Source organism: Streptomyces sp. BK208, assembly GCF_004364245.1.
Lineage (GTDB): Bacteria > Actinomycetota > Actinomycetes > Streptomycetales > Streptomycetaceae > Streptomyces.
This window is the reverse complement of record NZ_SOAV01000006.1, coordinates 298,635-316,645: the sequence shown is the minus strand read 5'-3', so window position 1 is coordinate 316,645 and position 18,011 is coordinate 298,635. Positions and strand designations below refer to the sequence as shown.

Below are 18,011 nucleotides of genomic sequence, written 5' to 3'. Positions count from 1 at the left end.
CGCCCTCGGCTACGTCCCGGCCGCCGACACCGCCGGCTCCGTCACCGCCCGTGTCACCGCCCGCCGACGCCGTCGGCTCCGTCGTCGCCGACCGACTCGAACCGCCACCGGTGCACCGCCCGCGCCACCAGCCGCTCGTCCGGTTCGGGCAGCTCCGGGAGGTCGGCGTCGTAGGCGGCGTCCCACCAGGTGACGACGAGGACCCGGTCCTGCGGGGCCCGCAGGGTCTCCCGGCGGACCGGGTCGGCCGGGAGCCGCTGTGCGCGCGCCCAGGCCAGCAGCTCCTCGCCGCGGCCGGGCAGCGCCCGCGCCTCCCACATCAGCGCGACGGTCACGAGTACAGGTTCTCCTTGCTGACCTCGTGGACGTGGTCGTGGTCGTGCGTATGACCGTGACCGTGGCCGTGGCCCAGCCCCGGTACGTGCGGGTCCGTCACCGGCAGGGAGGAGTCGGCCGAGAGGTCCCAGTCGGAGGCGTCGCGGCCCCGGGCCACCATCTCGGCGCCGAGCGCGGCCACCATCGCGCCGTTGTCCGTGCACAGCTTGGGACGGGGGACGCGCAGCCGGATGCCGGCCGCCTCGCAGCGCTCCTGGGCCAGCGCCCGCAGCCGGGAGTTGGCGGCCACGCCGCCGCCGATCATCAGGTGGTCGACGCCCTCGTCCTTGCAGGCTCGCACCGCCTTGCGGGTCAGCACGTCCACGACCGCCTCCTGGAAGGAGGCCGACACGTCGCGCACCGGCACCTCCTCCCCCGCCGCCCGCTTCGCCTCGATCCAGCGCGCCACGGCCGTCTTGAGACCGGAGAAGGAGAAGTCGTAGGCCGCGTCGCGCGGGCCGGTCAGTCCGCGCGGGAAGGCGATCGCGTCCGGGTCGCCCTCGCGCGCGTACCGGTCGATGACCGGGCCGCCGGGGAAGCCCAGGTTCAGCACCCGGGCGACCTTGTCGAAGGCCTCGCCGGCCGCGTCGTCGATGGTGGCGCCCAGCGGACGGACGTCGGAGGTGATGTCCGTCGACAGCAGCAGGGAGGAGTGTCCGCCGGAGACCAGCAGCGCCATCGTCGGCTCGGGCAGAGCGCCGTGTTCGAGCTGGTCGACGCAGATGTGCGAGGCGAGGTGATTGACGCCGTACAGGGGCTTGCCGAGCGCGTAGGCGTACGCCTTGGCCGCCGAGACGCCGACCAGCAGGGCGCCCGCGAGGCCGGGTCCCGCGGTGACCGCGATGCCGTCGAGGTCGCGCGCGCTCACCCCCGCCTCCTCGAGGGCGCGCTGGATGGTCGGCACCATCGCCTCCAGGTGGGCGCGGCTGGCCACCTCCGGGACGACGCCGCCGAAGCGGGCGTGCTCGTCGACGCTGGACGCGACGGCGTCGGCCAGCAGGGTGGTGCCGCGCACGACACCGACGCCGGTCTCGTCGCAGGAGGTCTCGATCCCGAGGACGAGGGGCTCGTCGCGTGAGTCAGCCATGGTTGTCGGTTCCTCGTTCGGTTCCCGGTACGGAGGTGGAAGGGTCGGTCAGGCGCATCACCAGGGCGTCCACGTTGCCCGGCTGGTAGTAGCCGCGCCTGAAGCCGATGGGCTCGAAGCCGAAGCGCTCGTACAGCCGCTGGGCGCGGGTGTTGTCCACCCGGCACTCGAGCAGCACCTCGGCGGACTCGAAGTCGGTCGCCGCGCGCAGCAGCTCGGTCAGCAGCCGCGCTCCGAGGCCGGTGCCCCAGTGGTCGCGGGCGACGGCGATGGTCTGCACGTCGGCCTGCTCCCCGGCGGTGACCAGGCCCGCGTAGCCGACGATCCGGCCGTCCTCCTCGGCGACCAGGTAGCGCCGGCTCGCGCCGGGTCCGCGCGCGTGCGCCAGCTCGGACCAGAACATCCCCCGCGACCAGGCGTCCTCCGGGAACAGCTCGCGTTCCATGAGCAGCACGGGGTCGATGTCCCACCAGCGCATCTCGCGCAGTACGGCGGGTGCCCTCTCGGCGGTGGCTGACTCGGTCACTTGGGGGTGACCACCTTGTAGTTCTTGGGGACCTGGGCGTCGGGCCGGCGCAGGTACAGCGGGCGGGGCGCGGGCAGCTCCTCCCCCGCCGCCAGCTTCCCGGCGGCCAGCCGGGCCAGGGCGGCGGCGGACACGTGCTCGGGCTCGTGCGCCCGGGGGAAGGTGTCCGGGTACAGCAGCGCGCCCGCGCCGACGGCCGGGAGTCCCGCGACCTGCTCGGCGATCTCGGCGGGCCGGTCGACGGCCGGGTCGGTGAGCCGGGTGCGGGAGTCGGCGTACCGCGCCCAGTAGACCTCCTTGCGGCGGGCGTCGGTCGCCACCACGAAGGGTTCCTCCAGGTCGGCGGCGAAGGCGAGGCCGTCCAGCGTGCACACGCCGTGCACGGGCACGCCGAGCGCGAGCCCGAAGGCGTCCGCGGTCATCAGTCCGACGCGCAGCCCCGTGTACGGACCGGGGCCGGTGCCGGCGACGACGGCGGTGACGTCGTCGAGCCGCAGGCCGGCCTCGGCGAGCACCCGGTCGACGGCGGGCAGCAGCAGCTCACCGTGCCGGCGTGCGTCCACCTGGCTCGACGAGGCGATGACGTCCGTACCGTCGTGCAGCGCGACGGTCACGGCGGGCGTGGCGGTATCCAGAGCGAGCAAGAGCACGCAAACAGCCTACGGCGCCGCGGGCCTCCCGTCGGACGCCCTGTGGACAACCCAGGCGCGCCCGGCCGCCCGGGACCGGCCACCCCGTGTCGCGCACCGCGTCCATCCGGTCACGTACTGCTACCGTCGCCCCGGGGGTACGGCGCGCGGGACGCGCGAGGACGAGGACGAGGTGGTCGCCAGTGCCAAGCAGCAGCGCCGGTATCGTCACCGGCCTCGTCACGGCGGCCCTCGTGACGATCGGCGTCCTGGCCCACCAGGCGTCCGACGGCGTTCCGGGCGACCTCGGCCGGACCCGGGCGACCACCAGCCCCGCCCCGGGCGCCACCAAGGCCCCGCGCGACCGGCGCCACCCCGACGCACTGCCCGCGGGGTCCGGTACGGGTGAACGGGTGGTGTACTCGGTGGACGACGACCGCGTGTGGCTGGTCGGCCCCGGCAACGGGGTGCGGCGCACCTTCGGGGTCTCGCCCGGCACGGTCGACCCGGCGCCGGGCGTCTACACGGTCACGTCCCGCTCCAACCAGGTCACCGGGTCCGACGGCGTCCCGATCGAGCACGTGGTGCGGTTCACCGGGGCCGAGGGGGTGGCCGTCGGGTTCAGCGCGGCGGTCGACGGCTCCACCTCGAAGCCCGACCCGGACCGGCGCACCGGCGGCATCCGCGAGTCACGCGCGGACGGCGACGCGATGTGGGAGTTCGCGACGATCGGACGGCAGGTCGTCGTCGTCCCCTGACCGCGCGCGGGCCACGCGGGGCGCCGCGCGGGGCACGCGGGGCGCCGCGCGGGGCACGCGGGGCGTCAGGCGGCCTCGCGGTGGCCGGGCCGGTCGTGGACCGGTCGGCACGCCTGCGGCTCGGGCGCGCGCGGCGGCGTCGAGACCGCCGTCGCGGCGGCGCAGGAGGCGAGCAGGTCACGCATCGACACCCCGGCCGGCGCGGACGCCCGGGGCGTCGGACGGCCCTGCGGCTGGGCCTGGGACATGGACGACATGGACGCCTCCTGGAACTCGGGGGCGGGCGCAGTAAGGCATGCCTAACTACGAGCTGAGTACCATGTGACCACGCGCAAGTCCCCGAACGCAATCTTTTGCCGACGACTTGTCGGATCCCTGGCCGGAATTCCCGCGTACGGGGCGCCGGAGCCGCGGATGCGGCCGCAGGGCGGCCACGGAGCCGTGCCGGAGCCACGAACGGGGTGGCGTTCCAGCCGCGCACGGGGCGCCGCGGGGCGGCGTCGAGGCTCCGAAGCGCCTTCCGGACCCGCAGGCCGGGCGCCGCCGCCCGGGGGAACGCCGCCCGGGGGGACGCCGGAGCCGCGGCGAAGGGGTGCGCTGCCGCGGGCGATGCGCCGCCGGCGGTGGCTCAGCCGGTGAGGACGGTCACGTCGGTCCGGGCCCACCGCTCGCCGACTCCCGTCACCGTCACGTGCCGTACCTCGTCGGTGGTGTCGCCGACCGCCCGGTCGATGCGGACCCGCAGCCGGTCCTCGGTCAGCTCCTCGACCTTGCCCTCGCCCCACTCGACCACGATCACCGAGTCGGACAGCGAGACGTCGAGGTCGAGGTCCTCCATCTCGTCCAGCCCGCCGGACAGCCGGTAGGCGTCCACGTGGACGAGCGGCGGGCCGTCGCCGAGCGAGGGGTGCACGCGGGCGATCACGAAGGTCGGGGAGGTGACGGCACCGCGCACGCCGAGGCTCTCGCCGAGGCCCCGGGTCAGCGTCGTCTTGCCCGCGCCCAGCTCCCCGCTGAGCATCACCAGGTCACCGGCGCGCAGCAGCTTGGCGAGTCTGCGGCCCAGCTCGCGCATCTGCTCGGGGGAGGTGACGGTGATCTCGACGTCGGAGGACGGTCCGGCGGAGGGACCGGAGGGGCCGGAGGGCTCAGCCGGGCCCTGCGCTGCTGCTGGTGCTTCCATAGCCGTCCACGGTAGCCGCTGCCGGCAGCGCGCCCGCGCGGGCGAGCAGATCGGCGAGGCGGTCGGTGACCAGCTCCGGGTGCTCCAGCATCACGAGGTGCCCCGCGTCGGGGACCAGCACCAGCTCCGCGTCCGGCAGCAGGTCGGCGATGGCCTCACTGTGCTCGCTGGGCGTCACCAGGTCCCGCACCCCGGCCAGCACGAGGACCGGAAGGCCGGCGAAGTGGGCGAGGGCCTCGGTCTTGTCGTGGTCGTTGAAGGCGGGGTAGTACTCGGCGACGACGTCGATGGGCGTCGACTCGATCATCCGCTCGGCGAACCGGGCCACGGCCGGGTCGACGTCCCGGGACGCGAACGAGTACCGCTTGATGATCCCGGCGAACAGGTCGGCCGTCGCCCGCCGTCCCCGCTCCACCAGCTCGGCCCGCTGCCCCAGCGCCCTGAGCACACCCGGAAGCACCCGCCGCACCGCGTTGACGCCGGCCACCGGCAGCCCGAAGTTGACCTCGCCGAGCCGCCCGGACGACGTACCGACGAGGGCGACGCCGACGACGCGCTCGCGGACCAGGTCGGGGAAGGCGTCGGCCAGGGCCATCACGGTCATGCCCCCCATGGAGTGGCCGACCAGCACGATCGGGCCCTCGGGTGCGGCCGCGTCGACGACGGCCTTGAGGTCGCGGCCCAGCTCCTCGATGGTGACCGGCAGGTCGTCCCGTGTCTGGGCCACGCCCCGCCCGGACCTGCCGTGGCTGCGCTGGTCCCAGTAGACGGTGCGGACGACGCCCCTGAGGGCCGCCCGCTGGAAGTGCCAGGAGTCCTGGTTGAGGCAGTAGCCGTGACTGAAGACGACGGTGACGGGCGCGGGCGCCTTGCGTCCGAACAGCCGCCTGCGGCGCCGGGCTCGGTCGGACTCGGCGTCCGGGTCGAGGTCGTCGACCTCGTAGTACAGCTCGGTGCCGTCCTCGGCGTACGCCCTGCCGGGGGTGCCGCGCAGGCCGCCGTACGGGCCCGCGGAGTCGAGGGCGAGCCGGGCCTTCTGGCGCATGCCGCGGCCGACGGTGAGCCGCTCTATCGCCACGCCGGCCGCGGCGCCCGCCGCGACCACGCCTATCGCGAGCCCGGCTATGCCGGTCGTCCGGCGCCAGCCGCCGACGGCGACCTCTGCGGCGGCCTCGGCCGCGGCCTCCGTGGCGGAGACGACGGCCGCGACGGCCTCCCCGTTGCTCTCGCTCACGTACACCGCTCCTCTTCGCCGGGCCGCTGTGCGGATGCGGATACCCGCTGCCGATCGCTGTCTCACCCGGACGCGGGTCCGGAGGGACCTGCTGTCACTCGTCGAGGTAGACGCGCGGGACGCGGCTTCCGATCCGGGTGACGATCTCGTATCCGATGGTGCCGGCGGCCTGGGCCCAGTCCTCGGCCGTGGGCTCACCGCGGTCGCCGGGGCCGAACAGCACCGCCTCCGCGCCCGGTTCGGGCCGGTCCCCGTTCAGGTCGACGACGAACTGGTCCATCGCGATCCGGCCCGCGACCGTGCGCCACTTGCCGCCGACCAGGACGGGTCCGGTGGAGGAGGCGTGGCGCGGGACGCCGTCGGCGTAGCCGAGCGGGACGAGGCCGAGGGTGGTCTCGCCGGGGGTCGTGTAGTGGTGCCCGTAGCTGACGCCGTGCCCGCCGGGGACCTGCTTGACCAGGGCCAGGGAGGCGGCCAGCGTCATCACGGGGCGCAGTCCGAAGTCGGCGGGGACGCCGATCTCGGGGCTCGGCGAGACGCCGTACATCGCGATACCGGGGCGTACGAGGTCGAAGTGGGTCTCGGGGAGGGTGAGGGTGGCCGGGGAGTTGGCGATGTGCCGTACCTCGGGGCGCAGGCCCCGGCGCTCGGCGTAGGCCGTCATCTCCCGGAACCGGGTGAGCTGGGCGGCGATGGAGGGGTGGCCGGGCTCGTCGGCGCAGGCGAAGTGGGACCAGAGCCCGGTGACCCGCAGCGCCCCTTCCGCCTCGGCCCGCAGCGCGGCCCCGACCAGTTCCTCCCAGTCCGCGCCGGGCTGGCAGCCGCCCCGCCCGAGCCCGGTGTCGGCCTTGAGCTGCACGCGCGCGGGGATCCCGGCCGCCCGCGCCGCCGCGGTGACCTCCTCCAGGGCCCACAGGGCGCTGACGGACACGTCGAGACGGGCCTCGACGGCCTCCCGCCAGGGCCCGCCGGGCGTCCACAGCCAGCACATGATCCGCAGGTCGTCCGGCAGTCCGGCCTCCGCCGACCGCAGGGCGAGGGCTTCCTGCGGGGTGGCGGTGCCGACCCAGCTCGCGCCCGCTTCGACGGCGGCGCGGGCGCAGCGGAGCGCGCCGTGGCCGTAACCGTCCGCCTTGACGACGGCCATGAGAGCCGCCCCGGGGGCCCGTTCGCGCAGCGCGCGGACGTTGGCCCGCAGGGCGGCCAGGTCGATCTCGGCCCGGGCGCGCAGTGCCGCGTCCGCGTCCCGCCGAGCAGTTGTCTCGCTCATCGTGCCCCCAGTCTCTCAGAGCGCCCCGTGGCTCCCGCCGCACGGCGCCCGGCGGTGGCCAGGCCCTAGGGTTCTCCGCATGAGCATCATCGGGGTCGGGATCGACGTGGCCGAGGTCGAGCGGTTCGGGGCGTCGCTGGAGCGCACGCCGGCCCTGGCGGGCCGGCTCTTCCTGGAGAGCGAGTTGCTGCTGCCGAGCGGTGGGCGCCGGGGTGTCGCCTCGCTCGCCGCCCGCTTCGCGGCGAAGGAGGCGCTGGCCAAGGCGCTGGGCGCGCCGGCGGGACTGCTCTGGACGGACGCCGAGGTGTACGTCGAGGACAGCGGGCAGCCGCGGCTGCGGGTCACGGGGACGGTGGCGGCGCGGGCGGCGGAGCTGGGCGTGGCGTCGTGGCACGTGTCGCTGAGCCACGACGCGGGCATCGCGTCGGCGGTGGTGATCGCGGAGGGCTAGGGGGTGTCGTTCGGATCGTGCCGCGGTCGCGGGGTCCGGCATGTGCTCCCCCACTGCCTGAAGGGCGTGGGAGGTGCCCCCAGCGGCGTTGTCGTCGGTTGCCAGGGGTCGGTGCCCCGGCCGGGTGGTCAGTCGCCGGTCGGCCGGACCCGGATGTGCATGCGTTCGCCCTGTGCTCCGTACAGGGCGAGCCACTCGACGGGCTGGTCCCCGGCGTTGGCGATGCCGTGCGGGACGCGGGTGTCGAACTCGGCGGTCTCCCCGGCCGCCAGGACCAGGTCGTGCTCCCCCAGGGCGAGGAGCAGCCGGCCGGAGAGCACGTAGAGCCATTCGTGCCCCTCGTGCGAGCCCTGTTCGGGGCGGGGGGTCCACTCGGTCCTGGGGGTGGCCGGGGCGGGGAGGATCTGCTTGTAGGCGTGCAGGCCGTCGTTCGGGTTCCGGGTGAGCGGGACCCAGGTCTGTCCGTGCCGGGTGAAGGGGCGGGGGTGCACGCGGGGGTCGCCGGTGCGCGAGCCGACGAGTTCGTCCAGGGGCAGCCGGTGTGCCCGGGCCAGCGGCAGCAGGTGCCGCAGCCCCGGCTCGCGCTGCCCCGACTCCAGCCGGGACAGGGTGCTCACGGAGATCCCGGTGTGGGCGGCGAGCCGGGCCAGGGTGAGCCCGCGGGCCTGCCGGATGGCGCGCAGGCGGGACCCGAGCGAACCCATCACCTGCGCCGTCTCGTCGTCACCGCCGCTCATGGGACAACTGTCCCCCATCCCGCGCACCACGGGACGCCGGGCCGGGACGACCGCACGCGCCCCGGCGTGCACGCCCCAGGCCCCGCGCGCCGGGGCGGGCGCGACCCGTACGCCGGCGCACGTCTCGGGACCCGGTGATGCCCCGTACGCAGGTGCCCCCCTCCGCAGCGGGTGCTCCCGGCGTGAACGGGTCACGGACCGTACGAGTCCTGAACCGTGCTCTCCCCGCACCGTGCGTGTCCCGGACCGTACGGGGGTCCCGGACCGTGCGTGTTCCCGGTCCACGGGGAAGACTCGACGGCATGCGGACTGCGTACAGCGTGGAAACGGTCAGGAGCGCCGAGCGGGAGCTGATGGCACGGCTCCCGGAGGGGGCGTTGATGCAGCGGGCGGCGGCCGGGCTGGCCGCCGCCTGCGCCGAGGTGCTGGGGCGGGTGGCCGGGCGGGTCTACGGCAGCCGGGTGGTGGTGCTGGCGGGCAGCGGCGACAACGGGGGCGACGCCCTGTACGCGGGTGCGCGGCTGGCCCGGCGGGGCGCGGGCGTGACGGCGGTGCTGCTCGCTCCGGAGCGGGTGCACGGCGGGGGGCTGGCGGCGTTGCGGCGAGCGGGCGGGCGCGTCGCCGGCGCCGCCGTGGAGGAGTCGATCGCGCGGGCCGACCTCGTCCTCGACGGCATCGTCGGGATCGGCGGCAAGGGCGGGTTGCGCGAGGAGGCCGTACCGCTGGCCGGTGCGGCGGCGCGGTCGGGGGCCGCCGTCGTCGCCGTGGACCTGCCGAGCGGGGTCGACGCGGACACCGGTCAGGTGCCGGGGGACGCGGTCCGCGCCGACCTGACGGTGACGTTCGGGGCGCACAAGCCGGGTCTGCTGATCGATCCGGGGCGTGAGTACGCGGGGTCGGTGCGACTGGTGGACATCGGCCTGCCGCTGCCCGCCGAGGCGGCCGAACTGGAGGCGTTGCAGCACGCGGACGTGGCGCGGCTGCTGCCGGTCCCGTCGGCCGAGAGCGACAAGTACCGGCGCGGAGTCGTCGGCATCGCCGCCGGTTCGGCCCGCTACCCGGGCGCGGCCGTGCTGGCCGTCGCGGGCGCGCTGCGGGGCGGGGCCGGGGCGGTGCGCTACGTGGGTCCGGCAGCGGACGCGGTGATCGCCCGGTTCCCGGAGACGCTCGTGTCCGACCGGGGGCCGCGGCGGGCGGGCCGGGTCCAGGCGTGGGTGGTCGGACCGGGCGCCGGTGACGACGCGGCGACGGTGGCGGAGGTGCTGGCGGCCGAGGTGCCGGTGCTGATCGACGCGGACGGGCTGCGGCTGGCCGACGTGGAGGCGGTACGGGCCCGCTCGGCACCGACGTTGATGACCCCGCACGCCGGTGAGGCCGCGGCGCTGCTCGGGGTGGGCCGCGAGGAGGTCGAGGGCGCACGGCTGGCCTCGGTGCGCGAACTGGCGGCGCGGTACGGGGCGACGGTGCTCCTGAAGGGCTCGACGACGCTGGTGGCCGGTGCGCGGGGCGGCCCCGTCCGGGTCAACGCGACGGGGACGTCGTGGCTCGCCACGGCCGGAAGCGGGGATGTGCTGTCCGGCCTGGCGGGGTCGCTGCTGGCGGCCGGGCTGTCGGCGCGGGACGCCGGGAGCGTGGGCGCGTACCTGCACGGCCTGGCGGGCCGCTTCGCGACGCGGGGCGCCCCGGCGGGGGCACACGACGTCGCCGAAGCGGTCCCGCGGGCCTGGCGCGACGTGCGGGGGGTCTGAACGGGCCGGGGGCGGGTCTCTCCGTACGGTGATCACCGGCCGCCCGGGGCCGGCCGCACCGTTCGCTGATCGGTCCTGGAACGCTCCCGGGCCGTCACCGTGCTCCCCGGGCACCGGCCCCGTCCCGCCCTCGGCACCGGCCCCGCCCCGGGCCGCGCCCGACACCGCCCTCGGCCGCGCCCGGCACCGCCCGGCACCGCCCCCGCCTACTCCACCGTCACCGACTTGGCCAGGTTCCGCGGCTGGTCCACCTCGTTGCCCCGGGCGGTCGCCAGTTCGCAGGCGAAGACCTGCAACGGCACCGTGGCCACGAGCGGCTGGAGCAGCGTCGGGGTGGCCGGGACGCGGACGACGTGGTCGGCGTAGGGGACCACCGCCTCGTCGCCCTCCTCCGCGATGACGATGGTGCGGGCGCCGCGGGCGCGGATCTCCTGGATGTTGGACACGATCTTGTCGTGGAGGACGGAGCGCCCGCGCGGGGACGGCACCACCACGACGACCGGCAGGTCCTCCTCGATCAGCGCGATCGGCCCGTGCTTCAGCTCGCCCGCCGCGAAGCCCTCGGCGTGCATGTACGCCAGCTCCTTCAGCTTGAGCGCGCCTTCGAGGGCGACGGGGTGGCCGACGTGGCGGCCGAGGAAGAGCACCGTGTCCTTGTGGGCGAGCGAACGGGCCAGTTCCCGCACCGGCTCCATGGTCCTGAGGACCTGGTCCACGGCGCCTGCGATGCCGGACAGGTCACGGACGACGTCGCGGATCTCGTCGCCGTACTTGTCGCCCCGCACCTGGCCCAGGTAGAGGGCGACCAGGTAGCAGGCCACGAGCTGGGTGAGGAAGGCCTTGGTGGAGGCGACGGCGACCTCGGGACCCGCGTGGGTGTAGAGGACGGCGTCGGACTCGCGGGGGATCGTCGAGCCGTTGGTGTTGCAGATGGCGAGGACCCTGGCGCCCTGTTCGCGGGCGTGGCGCAGGGCCATGAGGGTGTCCATGGTCTCGCCGGACTGGGAGATCGCGACGACCAGGGTCTGCTGGTCGAGGATCGGGTCGCGGTAGCGGAACTCGCTGGCCAGCTCCACCTCGCAGGGGATCCGCGTCCAGTGCTCGATGGCGTACTTGGCGATCAGCCCGGCGTGGAAGGCGGTGCCGCAGGCGACGATGACGACCTTGTCCAGCTCGCGGAGGACTTCCGGCGGGATGCGCACCTCGTCCAGGCTCAGCGTGCCGGAGCCGTCGATGCGGCCGAGGAGGGTGTCGGCGACGGCCTTGGGCTGCTCGGCGATCTCTTTGAGCATGAAGGAGGCGTATCCGGCCTTCTCGGCGGCCGAGGCGTCCCAGTCGACGTGGTAGGAGCGCACGTCGGCCGGGGTGCCGTCGAAGCCGGTGACCCGCACGCCGTCCCGGCGCAGCTCGACGACCTGGTCCTGGCCCAGCTCGACGGCGTCCCGGGTGTGCGCGATGAAGGCCGCGACGTCCGAGGCGAGGAAGTACTCGCCCTCCCCCACGCCCACCACGAGCGGCGAGTTGCGGCGGGCGCCCACCACCACGTCCGGGGCGTCCGCGTGCACCGCGACCAGCGTGAACGCGCCTTCGAGCCGTCGGCACACCAGCCGCATCGCCTCGGCGAGGTCGGCGCAGGCCGAGTACTCCTCGGCGAGCAGGTGGGCGACGACCTCGGTGTCGGTCTCGGAGGGCAGCTCGTGGCCGCGCTCGGCCAGCTCGGTCCGCAGCGGCGCGAAGTTCTCGATGATGCCGTTGTGCACCACGGCCACCCGGCCCGCGTTGTCGAGGTGCGGGTGGGCGTTGGCGTCGGTGGGGCCGCCGTGGGTGGCCCAGCGGGTGTGGCCGATGCCGGTCGCGGCGGCCGGCAGCGGATGTTCGGACAGTTCCTTGTCGAGGTTGACGAGCTTGCCGGCCCGCTTGGCGCTGGCGAGGCCACCGTCCGCGAGCACGGCGACGCCCGCCGAGTCGTACCCCCGGTATTCGAGCCGCTTCAGACCGGCCATCACGACATCGAGTGCCGACTGAGACCCTACGTATCCCACGATTCCGCACATAAGCGGCAGCCTACGAGCAGGAGCGTCCGCGCGGCGGCCGCACGGCGGGCTTCCCGTGCCCGAAATCGGAAATTCCCACCGGGGTACGAACGTCCCCGGTGGGACCGGTGTCAGCCGAGCTTGGCGAGCTGGGCGTCGGAGATCTCCGTGGGGAAGGGGAAGTCCTTGCCGGTGCCGGCGGAGGCCAGGTTCAGCACGGTGAACGAGGCGACGGTGGAGCCCTTGCGGGTGACGTAGACCTTCACCGGGAACGCGTCGCCGTCGTCCCCGGTCATCGTCATCGTCATCGCGACCGCCTCGTCGGCACCGCCGGGCGCCGTCTCCTCGGCCACCTTGGCGACGCGGGCCTTCTCACCCATCGCGGTGAAGGTGAAACCGCCCGCGCACGCGCCGGCCGCCTCCTTCACGTCCTTCAGGACGGCCTCGGCGCCGCCGTCCTCGTACGTCGCCAGCGTCACGAGGGCCTTGTCCAGGTCGAACGCGGCGCCGATCTCCTCCTCGGTGCTCGCGTCCCCGGACGGCTTCTTCGGCCCCTCCGTCCAGCTGCGCTTGACGGACGCGGCGGGCTCGCCGAGCGGCACGCCCGCCTCGGCGAGGGCGAGCGGCTCGCACGCGGCCTTCTCGCCCTTCACCTTGTCCTTGGCGACGTCGTCCGTCGCCGACACCTTGGTGACCTTGCCGCTCTTGACGTCCGCCTGCGCGAGGACGGCCTTCTCCAGTTCGGCGGCGGTGAGCGCCTTGGCCGCCGGGGCGGCACTGCCGCTCTCGCCCTTGCCGTCACCTGCCGCCTTGTCACCGTCGTCCTGCGAGGAGCCGCACGCGGTGGCGAGCAGGGCCAGGGTAGCGACGGACGAGGCGAGGGCAATACGGCGCACAGCGGACAGTCTCACGTCGGCTCTTTCTTCCAGATGTTTTCCAGATGGCGGATACTCCGCACAAACGTGCGAAGACTGTAAGCACAGCCGCCACACAGTTGATCAAGACCGCACCACCCGGTATCCGACCGTGACGCCCGCGTGACCTCCGGGCCCCGCGGCCGGGCGGGCGTGACGCACCCCACCTGCCGCCCCGTTCGTACTCCGTTAACAATGGACTGTGATCTCTCCGGTCCCCTCGATTCCCCGGAGCGCCCACCGGCAGCGGCCGGAGGCGACTCCCTACGTCGACCTCACCCGCCCCGAGTGGAGCGCGCTGCGCGACAAGACGCCGCTGCCGCTGACCGCCGAGGAGGTCGAGAAGCTGCGCGGCCTCGGCGACGTCATCGACCTCGACGAGGTGCGGGACATCTACCTCCCGCTCTCCCGGCTGCTCAACCTCTACGTCGGCGCCACCGACGGCCTGCGCGGCGCGCTCAACACGTTCCTCGGCGAGCAGGGCTCCCAGTCCGGCACCCCCTTCGTCATAGGGGTCGCCGGCTCGGTGGCGGTCGGCAAGTCCACGGTCGCCCGGCTCCTCCAGGCGCTGCTGTCCCGCTGGCCCGAGCACCCGCGCGTGGAGCTGGTCACCACCGACGGCTTCCTGCTGCCGACGCGGGAGCTGGAGGCGCGGGGCCTGATGTCGCGCAAGGGCTTCCCCGAGTCGTACGACCGCCGGGCCCTGACCCGGTTCGTCGCCGACATCAAGGCGGGCAAGGCGGAGGTGACCGCGCCGGTCTACTCCCACCTCATCTACGACATCGTCCCGGACGAGCGGCTCGTCGTCCGCCGCCCCGACATCCTGATCGTCGAGGGCCTCAACGTGCTCCAGCCCGCGCTGCCCGGCAAGGACGGCCGCACCAGGGTCGGCCTCGCGGACTACTTCGACTTCAGCGTGTACGTCGACGCGCGTACCGAGGACATCGAGCGCTGGTACCTCAACCGCTTCCGCAAGCTGCGCGCGACCGCCTTCCAGAACCCGTCCTCGTACTTCCGCAAGTACACGCAGGTGTCGGAGGAGGAGGCCCTCGACTACGCCCGCACCACCTGGCGCACCATCAACAAGCCCAACCTGGTGGAGAACGTCGCCCCCACCCGGAGCCGGGCGACCCTGGTCCTGCGCAAGGGCCCCGACCACAAGGTGCAGCGCCTGAGTCTGCGCAAGCTGTGAGACGGGCGGGGCGCGTGGGGCGGGCGGCACGGTAGAAAGACCGGATGCTGCATCTGCGCCTGATCACTCCGGCCGACCGCACCGACGAGGTGGTCCGCCTGATCGACCGTACGGTCGGCACCACCCACCTCGTCGTCCTGCCGGGCGCCGCCCGCGAACCCGAGGGCGACGTCGTCATGTGCGACGTGGCCCGCGAGGCGGGTGACGAACTCATCAACCGCCTGCGGGCGTTGGGCCTCGACAGCAGCGGCGCCATCACCGCCGAGAACATCGACCTGTCCCTGTCCGAGCGTGCCGACAAGGCGGAACGGGACACACCCGGCGAGGGCGCCGACGCGGTGCTGTGGGAACAGCTGGAGGAGGCGACGCACGAGGAGTCGACGCTCTCCGTCACCTACCTCGCCTTCATCACCCTGGCCACGATGATCGCGGCCTGCGGTGTCGTCCTCGACAACGCGATCCTGATCGTCGGCGCGATGGCCGTCGGCCCGGAGTTCGGTCCGCTCGCCGGGATCTGCACGGCGATCGTCCAGCGCGCCCCGCGGCTGGCCCTGCGCTCGCTGACCGCCCTGCTGGTGGGCTTCGCGGTGGCGATGGCGGTGACGGTGGGCTTCAGCTGGGTCATGGCCGCCCTCGGCCTGTTCACCGAGGGCAAGCTGGAGGGCGACCGGCCCAACACCGGCTTCGTCTACGCCCCGGACGCCTTCTCCTTCGTGGTGGCGGTCCTCGCCGGCATCGCGGGCACGCTGTCCCTGACGTCGGCGAAGTCCGGCGCCCTGGTGGGCGTCGCCATCTCGGTCACCACGGTCCCGGCCGCCGCGAACGCCGCCGTCGCCCTGAGCTTCGGCGACACCACCCAGACGGTGGGCTCCTCCGAACAGCTCCTGCTCAACCTGGCGGGCATCGTGGTGGCCGGAACCCTCACCCTCCTGACCCAGAAGGCGTTGTGGTCGACTCAGCGCAACCGGCTGACCAAACCCGACAACGCCGGATGAGGAGACTCACCTGAGGGGCGCGGGGAACTGCGCGACAAGCCACAGCGAAACCCGCAGCCCGCAACGCGCAGAACCCCCACCCCGAACCCGTCAACGGCTCTTAACCCAGCGCAGACTTCACCACATCGGCCAACCGCCCGGCGACAGACCGGGCCTGCTCGATGTCGGCGGCCTCCACCATCACCCGAACGAGCGGCTCCGTCCCGGAGGGACGCAGCAGCACCCGCCCCGTGCTCCCCAGCTCCCGCTCCGCCTCGGACACCGCGGCGGCCAGCTCGGCGGAGGTCGTCACCCGCGACTTGTCCACGTCCGGCACGTTCACCAGCACCTGCGGCAGCCGCTCCATCACCGACGCGAGGTCCCGCAGCGTACGGCCGGTCTGCGCGACCCGCGCCGCCAGCATCAGGCCGGTCAGCGTGCCGTCGCCGGTGGTGGCGTGGTCGAGGATGATGACGTGGCCGGACTGCTCGCCGCCCAGGGCGTAGCCGTGCTGCTTCATCTCCTCCAGCACGTACCGGTCGCCGACGCCGGTCTGCGCGAACCGGATGCCCTCGCGCTCCATGGCGAGCCTGAAGCCCAGGTTGGACATGACGGTCGCGACGACGGTGTCCGAGCGCAGCGCGTCCCGCTCCCGCATCGCGAGCGCCAGCACGGCGAGGATCTGGTCGCCGTCCACCTCCGCGCCGGTGTGGTCCACGGCCAGGCAGCGGTCGGCGTCGCCGTCGTGGGCGATGCCGAGGTCGGCGCCGTGCTCGACGACGGCGGCCTTGAGCAGGTCGAGGTGGGTGGAGCCGCAGCCGTCGTTGATGTTGAGGCCGTCGGGCACCGCGCCGATGGTGACCAGCTCGGCCCCGGCCCGTGCGAACGCCTCCGGGGAGACCCGGGAGGCCGCGCCGTGCGCCTCGTCGAGGACGATCTTCAGCCCGTCGAGACGGTTCGGCAGGACACCGACGAGGTGGGCGACGTACTGGTCGAGCCCCTCGTCGTAGTCGCGGACGCGGCCCACGCCGGCGCCGGTCGGGCGGTCCCAGGGGGCGCCGGTGCGGTGCTCGGCGTAGACGGACTCGATGCGGTCCTCCAGCTCGTCGGCGAGCTTGTGGCCGCCGCGGGCGAAGAACTTGATGCCGTTGTCGGGCATGGCGTTGTGGCTGGCGGACAGCATCACGCCGAGGTCGGCGCCGAGCGCGCCGGTCAGGTGGGCCACCGCGGGCGTCGGCAGCACGCCGACCCGCAGCACGTCCACGCCGGCGCTGGCCAGACCCGCGACCACCGCCGCCTCCAGGAACTCCCCGGAGGCGCGCGGGTCCCGGCCGACCACCGCGGTCGCCCGGTGCCCGGCGAAGGTGCCCGCCTCGGCCAGTACGTGCGCCGCGGCGACGGAGAGGCCCAGCGCCAGCTCGGCCGTCAGATCCGCGTTGGCGACACCGCGCACGCCGTCCGTGCCGAAGAGTCGTCCCACTTGTCCTCCTGAGGAAACGTCAATTCCGGGAGCGGCTGCCGATGAGCGCGACCCACGCAGCCGGCGCTCCCGAAGACCCGGGCGCACAGCACCCGACCAACGATCACATAAGCCTTAGAACGTCTTGTGCCGTTATACGCCCAACGGCTGGGATAAACGAATGCCCCGACAGCACAGTGGCGTGCCGCCGGGGCGTTCGGAGTACAGGCAGCGAAGCTTAGCGCTTGCTGTACTGCGGGGCCTTGCGGGCCTTCTTCAGACCGGCCTTCTTCCGCTCGACCGCACGGTCGTCGCGCTTGAGGTAACCGGCCTTCTTGAGCGCGCCGCGGTTGTTGTCCACGTCGGCCTCGTTCAGCGCGCGGGCGACACCGAGACGGAGCGCACCGGCCTGACCGGAGACGCCGCCACCCGAGATGCGGGCGATGACGTCGTAGCGGTTGTCGAGCTCGAGCACCTTGAAGGGCTCGTTGACTTCCTGCTGGTGCACCTTGTTCGGGAAGTAGTCCTCGAGCGTGCGCCCGTTGACCTTCCACTTGCCGGTGCCCGGGACGATCCGGACGCGGGCGATGGCGTTCTTGCGGCGGCCCAGGCCGGCGGCCGGCTGGGGCTCGCCGAACGCGGAGGCCATGGACTCCGAGGTGTAGTCACCCTCGACGGGGACCTCGGACTCGGTGGTGTAGCTGTCGATGTCGATCTCTTCGAGCGGCTGCTCGGGAGTGGTCTCGGCCACGATGCTCCTCAGATTCTCTTCAGTCTTAAAGGGTGGCCGGAACTACTGCGCGACCTGGGTGATCTCGAACGGCTGCGGCTGCTGCGCGCCGTGCGGGTGCTGGTCACCCTTGTAGACCTTCAGCTTCGAGAGCATCTGACGGCCCAGGGAGTTCTTCGGGAGCATGCCCTTGACGGCCTTCTCGATGGCCTTCTCCGGGTTCTTGTCCAGCAGCTCGTCATAGCGCACGGAGCGCAGACCGCCCGGGTAGCCGGAGTGGCGGTACGCCATCTTCTGGGTCCGCTTGTTGCCGGAGAGGTGCACCTTGTCGGCGTTGATGATGATGACGAAGTCACCGGTGTCGACGTGGGGCGCGTAGATCGGCTTGTGCTTGCCGCGCAGGATGGAGGCGGCAGTGGTGGCCAGACGACCCAGGACGACGTCCTGAGCGTCGATGACGTGCCACTGGCGCGTCACATCGCCGGGCTTGGGGCTGTACGTACGCACGGTTCGTAGCCTTCGCTTCTTCAGTGAGTGGTCCTGACATGGTCACCGAAGACGATCACGACAGCCCTGACCGCACCGCGGTGACGCAAACCGCGTGCAGATCGCTGGTCATCGGTCCCGGTGGACCGGTGTAAGGGCCCCTCACGTGAGAATGAGCAAGCCAATACACATACAGCTGTGCAGAATACCCGGGCCCCGGCGGCC

19 protein-coding genes are annotated in these 18,011 nt (G+C 73.6%); 5 read left to right on the top strand and 14 right to left on the bottom strand.

The window, feature by feature from the left end; translation table 11 throughout:
* Positions 1-53 precede the first annotated feature (53 nt).
* The 4 genes from EV562_RS17485 to tsaB are packed head-to-tail and all read right to left on the bottom strand — an operon-like array spanning position 54 to position 2,638.
* Positions 54-335, bottom strand: a complete 282-nt coding sequence (locus EV562_RS17485) for a hypothetical protein (protein ID WP_133887719.1) — start codon at positions 333-335, stop codon at positions 54-56.
* Entirely contained in the window at positions 332-1,462 is a 1,131-nt protein-coding gene (gene tsaD, locus EV562_RS17480; protein ID WP_133887718.1) for a tRNA (adenosine(37)-N6)-threonylcarbamoyltransferase complex transferase subunit TsaD, read from the bottom strand. Before tsaD ends, EV562_RS17485 begins: the two co-directional genes overlap by 4 nt.
* Positions 1,455-1,940, bottom strand: a complete 486-nt coding sequence (rimI, locus tag EV562_RS17475; protein WP_166661852.1) for a ribosomal protein S18-alanine N-acetyltransferase — start codon at positions 1,938-1,940, stop codon at positions 1,455-1,457. The genes tsaD and rimI overlap by 8 nt, the downstream gene beginning before the upstream one ends.
* A 44-nt stretch (positions 1,941-1,984) precedes the next feature.
* Positions 1,985-2,638: a tRNA (adenosine(37)-N6)-threonylcarbamoyltransferase complex dimerization subunit type 1 TsaB gene (gene tsaB, locus EV562_RS17470; RefSeq protein WP_133887716.1), complete on the bottom strand. Its 654-nt coding sequence runs from the start codon at positions 2,636-2,638 to the stop codon at positions 1,985-1,987.
* Between the two features lie 182 nt (positions 2,639-2,820).
* On the opposite strand from tsaB, the gene EV562_RS17465 reads away from it, so the two are divergent.
* Positions 2,821-3,375, top strand: coding sequence for a hypothetical protein (locus EV562_RS17465; protein ID WP_133887715.1), 555 nt, complete (start codon positions 2,821-2,823; stop codon positions 3,373-3,375).
* 65 nt (positions 3,376-3,440) lie between these two features.
* On the opposite strand, the gene EV562_RS17460 is transcribed toward EV562_RS17465, so the two are convergent.
* From EV562_RS17460 to alr, 4 genes are all read right to left on the bottom strand, one after another.
* The gene (locus EV562_RS17460; RefSeq protein WP_243860090.1) at positions 3,441-3,623 is read right to left on the bottom strand and encodes a hypothetical protein; all 183 of its coding nucleotides are present in this window, start codon (positions 3,621-3,623) and stop codon (positions 3,441-3,443) included.
* A 380-nt stretch (positions 3,624-4,003) separates the two neighbouring features.
* A complete protein-coding gene (tsaE, locus tag EV562_RS17455; protein WP_166661836.1) occupies positions 4,004-4,558 on the bottom strand; it encodes a tRNA (adenosine(37)-N6)-threonylcarbamoyltransferase complex ATPase subunit type 1 TsaE in 555 nt (184 codons plus the stop codon).
* On the bottom strand, positions 4,524-5,792 hold the full coding sequence (locus EV562_RS17450; protein WP_166661835.1) for an alpha/beta hydrolase: 1,269 nt from the start codon (positions 5,790-5,792) through the stop codon (positions 4,524-4,526). The genes tsaE and EV562_RS17450 overlap by 35 nt, the downstream gene beginning before the upstream one ends.
* Before the next feature lie 94 nt (positions 5,793-5,886).
* The gene (gene alr / locus EV562_RS17445; protein ID WP_133887712.1) at positions 5,887-7,062 is read right to left on the bottom strand and encodes an alanine racemase; all 1,176 of its coding nucleotides are present in this window, start codon (positions 7,060-7,062) and stop codon (positions 5,887-5,889) included.
* Positions 7,063-7,141: 79 nt separating this feature from the next.
* Between alr and EV562_RS17440 the strand changes: the two genes are divergently transcribed.
* Entirely contained in the window at positions 7,142-7,513 is a 372-nt protein-coding gene (locus EV562_RS17440) for a holo-ACP synthase (RefSeq protein ID WP_133887711.1), read from the top strand.
* Positions 7,514-7,641: 128 nt separating this feature from the next.
* Here the strand turns inward: EV562_RS17440 and EV562_RS17435 are convergent, their stop codons facing one another.
* Complete coding sequence (locus EV562_RS17435; RefSeq protein ID WP_133887710.1) at positions 7,642-8,250, bottom strand: XRE family transcriptional regulator; 609 nt, start codon at positions 8,248-8,250, stop codon at positions 7,642-7,644.
* A 302-nt stretch (positions 8,251-8,552) separates the two neighbouring features.
* Here EV562_RS17435 and EV562_RS17430 point away from each other — a divergent pair, with 302 nt between their 5' ends.
* On the top strand, positions 8,553-9,998 hold the full coding sequence (locus tag EV562_RS17430; RefSeq protein WP_133887709.1) for an NAD(P)H-hydrate dehydratase: 1,446 nt from the start codon (positions 8,553-8,555) through the stop codon (positions 9,996-9,998).
* Between the two features lie 206 nt (positions 9,999-10,204).
* Here the strand turns inward: EV562_RS17430 and glmS are convergent, their stop codons facing one another.
* Both glmS and EV562_RS17420 read right to left on the bottom strand, forming a co-directional pair.
* Positions 10,205-12,052 (bottom strand): glutamine--fructose-6-phosphate transaminase (isomerizing), encoded by a 1,848-nt coding sequence (gene glmS / locus EV562_RS17425; RefSeq protein WP_133887708.1) that lies wholly within the window; start codon positions 12,050-12,052, stop codon positions 10,205-10,207.
* Between the two features lie 110 nt (positions 12,053-12,162).
* Entirely contained in the window at positions 12,163-12,942 is a 780-nt protein-coding gene (locus tag EV562_RS17420) for a hypothetical protein (protein WP_133887707.1), read from the bottom strand.
* A gap of 205 nt (positions 12,943-13,147) precedes the next feature.
* On the opposite strand from EV562_RS17420, the gene coaA reads away from it, so the two are divergent.
* Positions 13,148-14,137 carry a type I pantothenate kinase gene (coaA, locus tag EV562_RS17415; protein ID WP_133887706.1) on the top strand — a complete coding sequence of 330 codons (990 nt, stop codon included), beginning with the start codon at positions 13,148-13,150 and terminating at the stop codon, positions 14,135-14,137.
* A 44-nt stretch (positions 14,138-14,181) separates the two neighbouring features.
* A complete protein-coding gene (locus EV562_RS17410; protein WP_133887705.1) occupies positions 14,182-15,132 on the top strand; it encodes a DUF389 domain-containing protein in 951 nt (316 codons plus the stop codon).
* A 100-nt stretch (positions 15,133-15,232) separates the two neighbouring features.
* Here EV562_RS17410 and glmM read toward each other — a convergent pair whose 3' ends face one another.
* The 3 genes from glmM to rplM form a co-directional block, all read right to left on the bottom strand.
* Positions 15,233-16,591 carry a phosphoglucosamine mutase gene (gene glmM / locus EV562_RS17405; RefSeq protein ID WP_133887704.1) on the bottom strand — a complete coding sequence of 453 codons (1,359 nt, stop codon included), beginning with the start codon at positions 16,589-16,591 and terminating at the stop codon, positions 15,233-15,235.
* Between the two features lie 217 nt (positions 16,592-16,808).
* Positions 16,809-17,321: a 30S ribosomal protein S9 gene (rpsI, locus tag EV562_RS17400; protein ID WP_133887703.1), complete on the bottom strand. Its 513-nt coding sequence runs from the start codon at positions 17,319-17,321 to the stop codon at positions 16,809-16,811.
* 42 nt (positions 17,322-17,363) lie between these two features.
* Complete coding sequence (rplM, locus tag EV562_RS17395; protein ID WP_064729367.1) at positions 17,364-17,807, bottom strand: 50S ribosomal protein L13; 444 nt, start codon at positions 17,805-17,807, stop codon at positions 17,364-17,366.
* Between the last annotated feature and the right edge of the window lie 204 nt (positions 17,808-18,011).

Coding starts and splice junctions, on each gene's coding strand:
- tsaE (WP_166661836.1), bottom strand. CDS start 4,558: ATGGAAGCACCAGCAGCAGCGCAGGGCCCGGCTGAGCCCTCCGGCCCC.
- EV562_RS17460 (WP_243860090.1), bottom strand. CDS start 3,623: ATGTCCCAGGCCCAGCCGCAGGGCCGTCCGACGCCCCGGGCGTCCGCG.
- rimI (WP_166661852.1), bottom strand. CDS start 1,940: ATGCGCTGGTGGGACATCGACCCCGTGCTGCTCATGGAACGCGAGCTG.
- EV562_RS17435 (WP_133887710.1), bottom strand. CDS start 8,250: ATGAGCGGCGGTGACGACGAGACGGCGCAGGTGATGGGTTCGCTCGGG.
- glmS (WP_133887708.1), bottom strand. CDS start 12,052: ATGTGCGGAATCGTGGGATACGTAGGGTCTCAGTCGGCACTCGATGTC.
- tsaD (WP_133887718.1), bottom strand. CDS start 1,462: ATGGCTGACTCACGCGACGAGCCCCTCGTCCTCGGGATCGAGACCTCC.
- alr (WP_133887712.1), bottom strand. CDS start 7,062: ATGAGCGAGACAACTGCTCGGCGGGACGCGGACGCGGCACTGCGCGCC.
- EV562_RS17430 (WP_133887709.1), top strand. CDS start 8,553: ATGCGGACTGCGTACAGCGTGGAAACGGTCAGGAGCGCCGAGCGGGAG.
- EV562_RS17410 (WP_133887705.1), top strand. CDS start 14,182: ATGCTGCATCTGCGCCTGATCACTCCGGCCGACCGCACCGACGAGGTG.
- EV562_RS17440 (WP_133887711.1), top strand. CDS start 7,142: ATGAGCATCATCGGGGTCGGGATCGACGTGGCCGAGGTCGAGCGGTTC.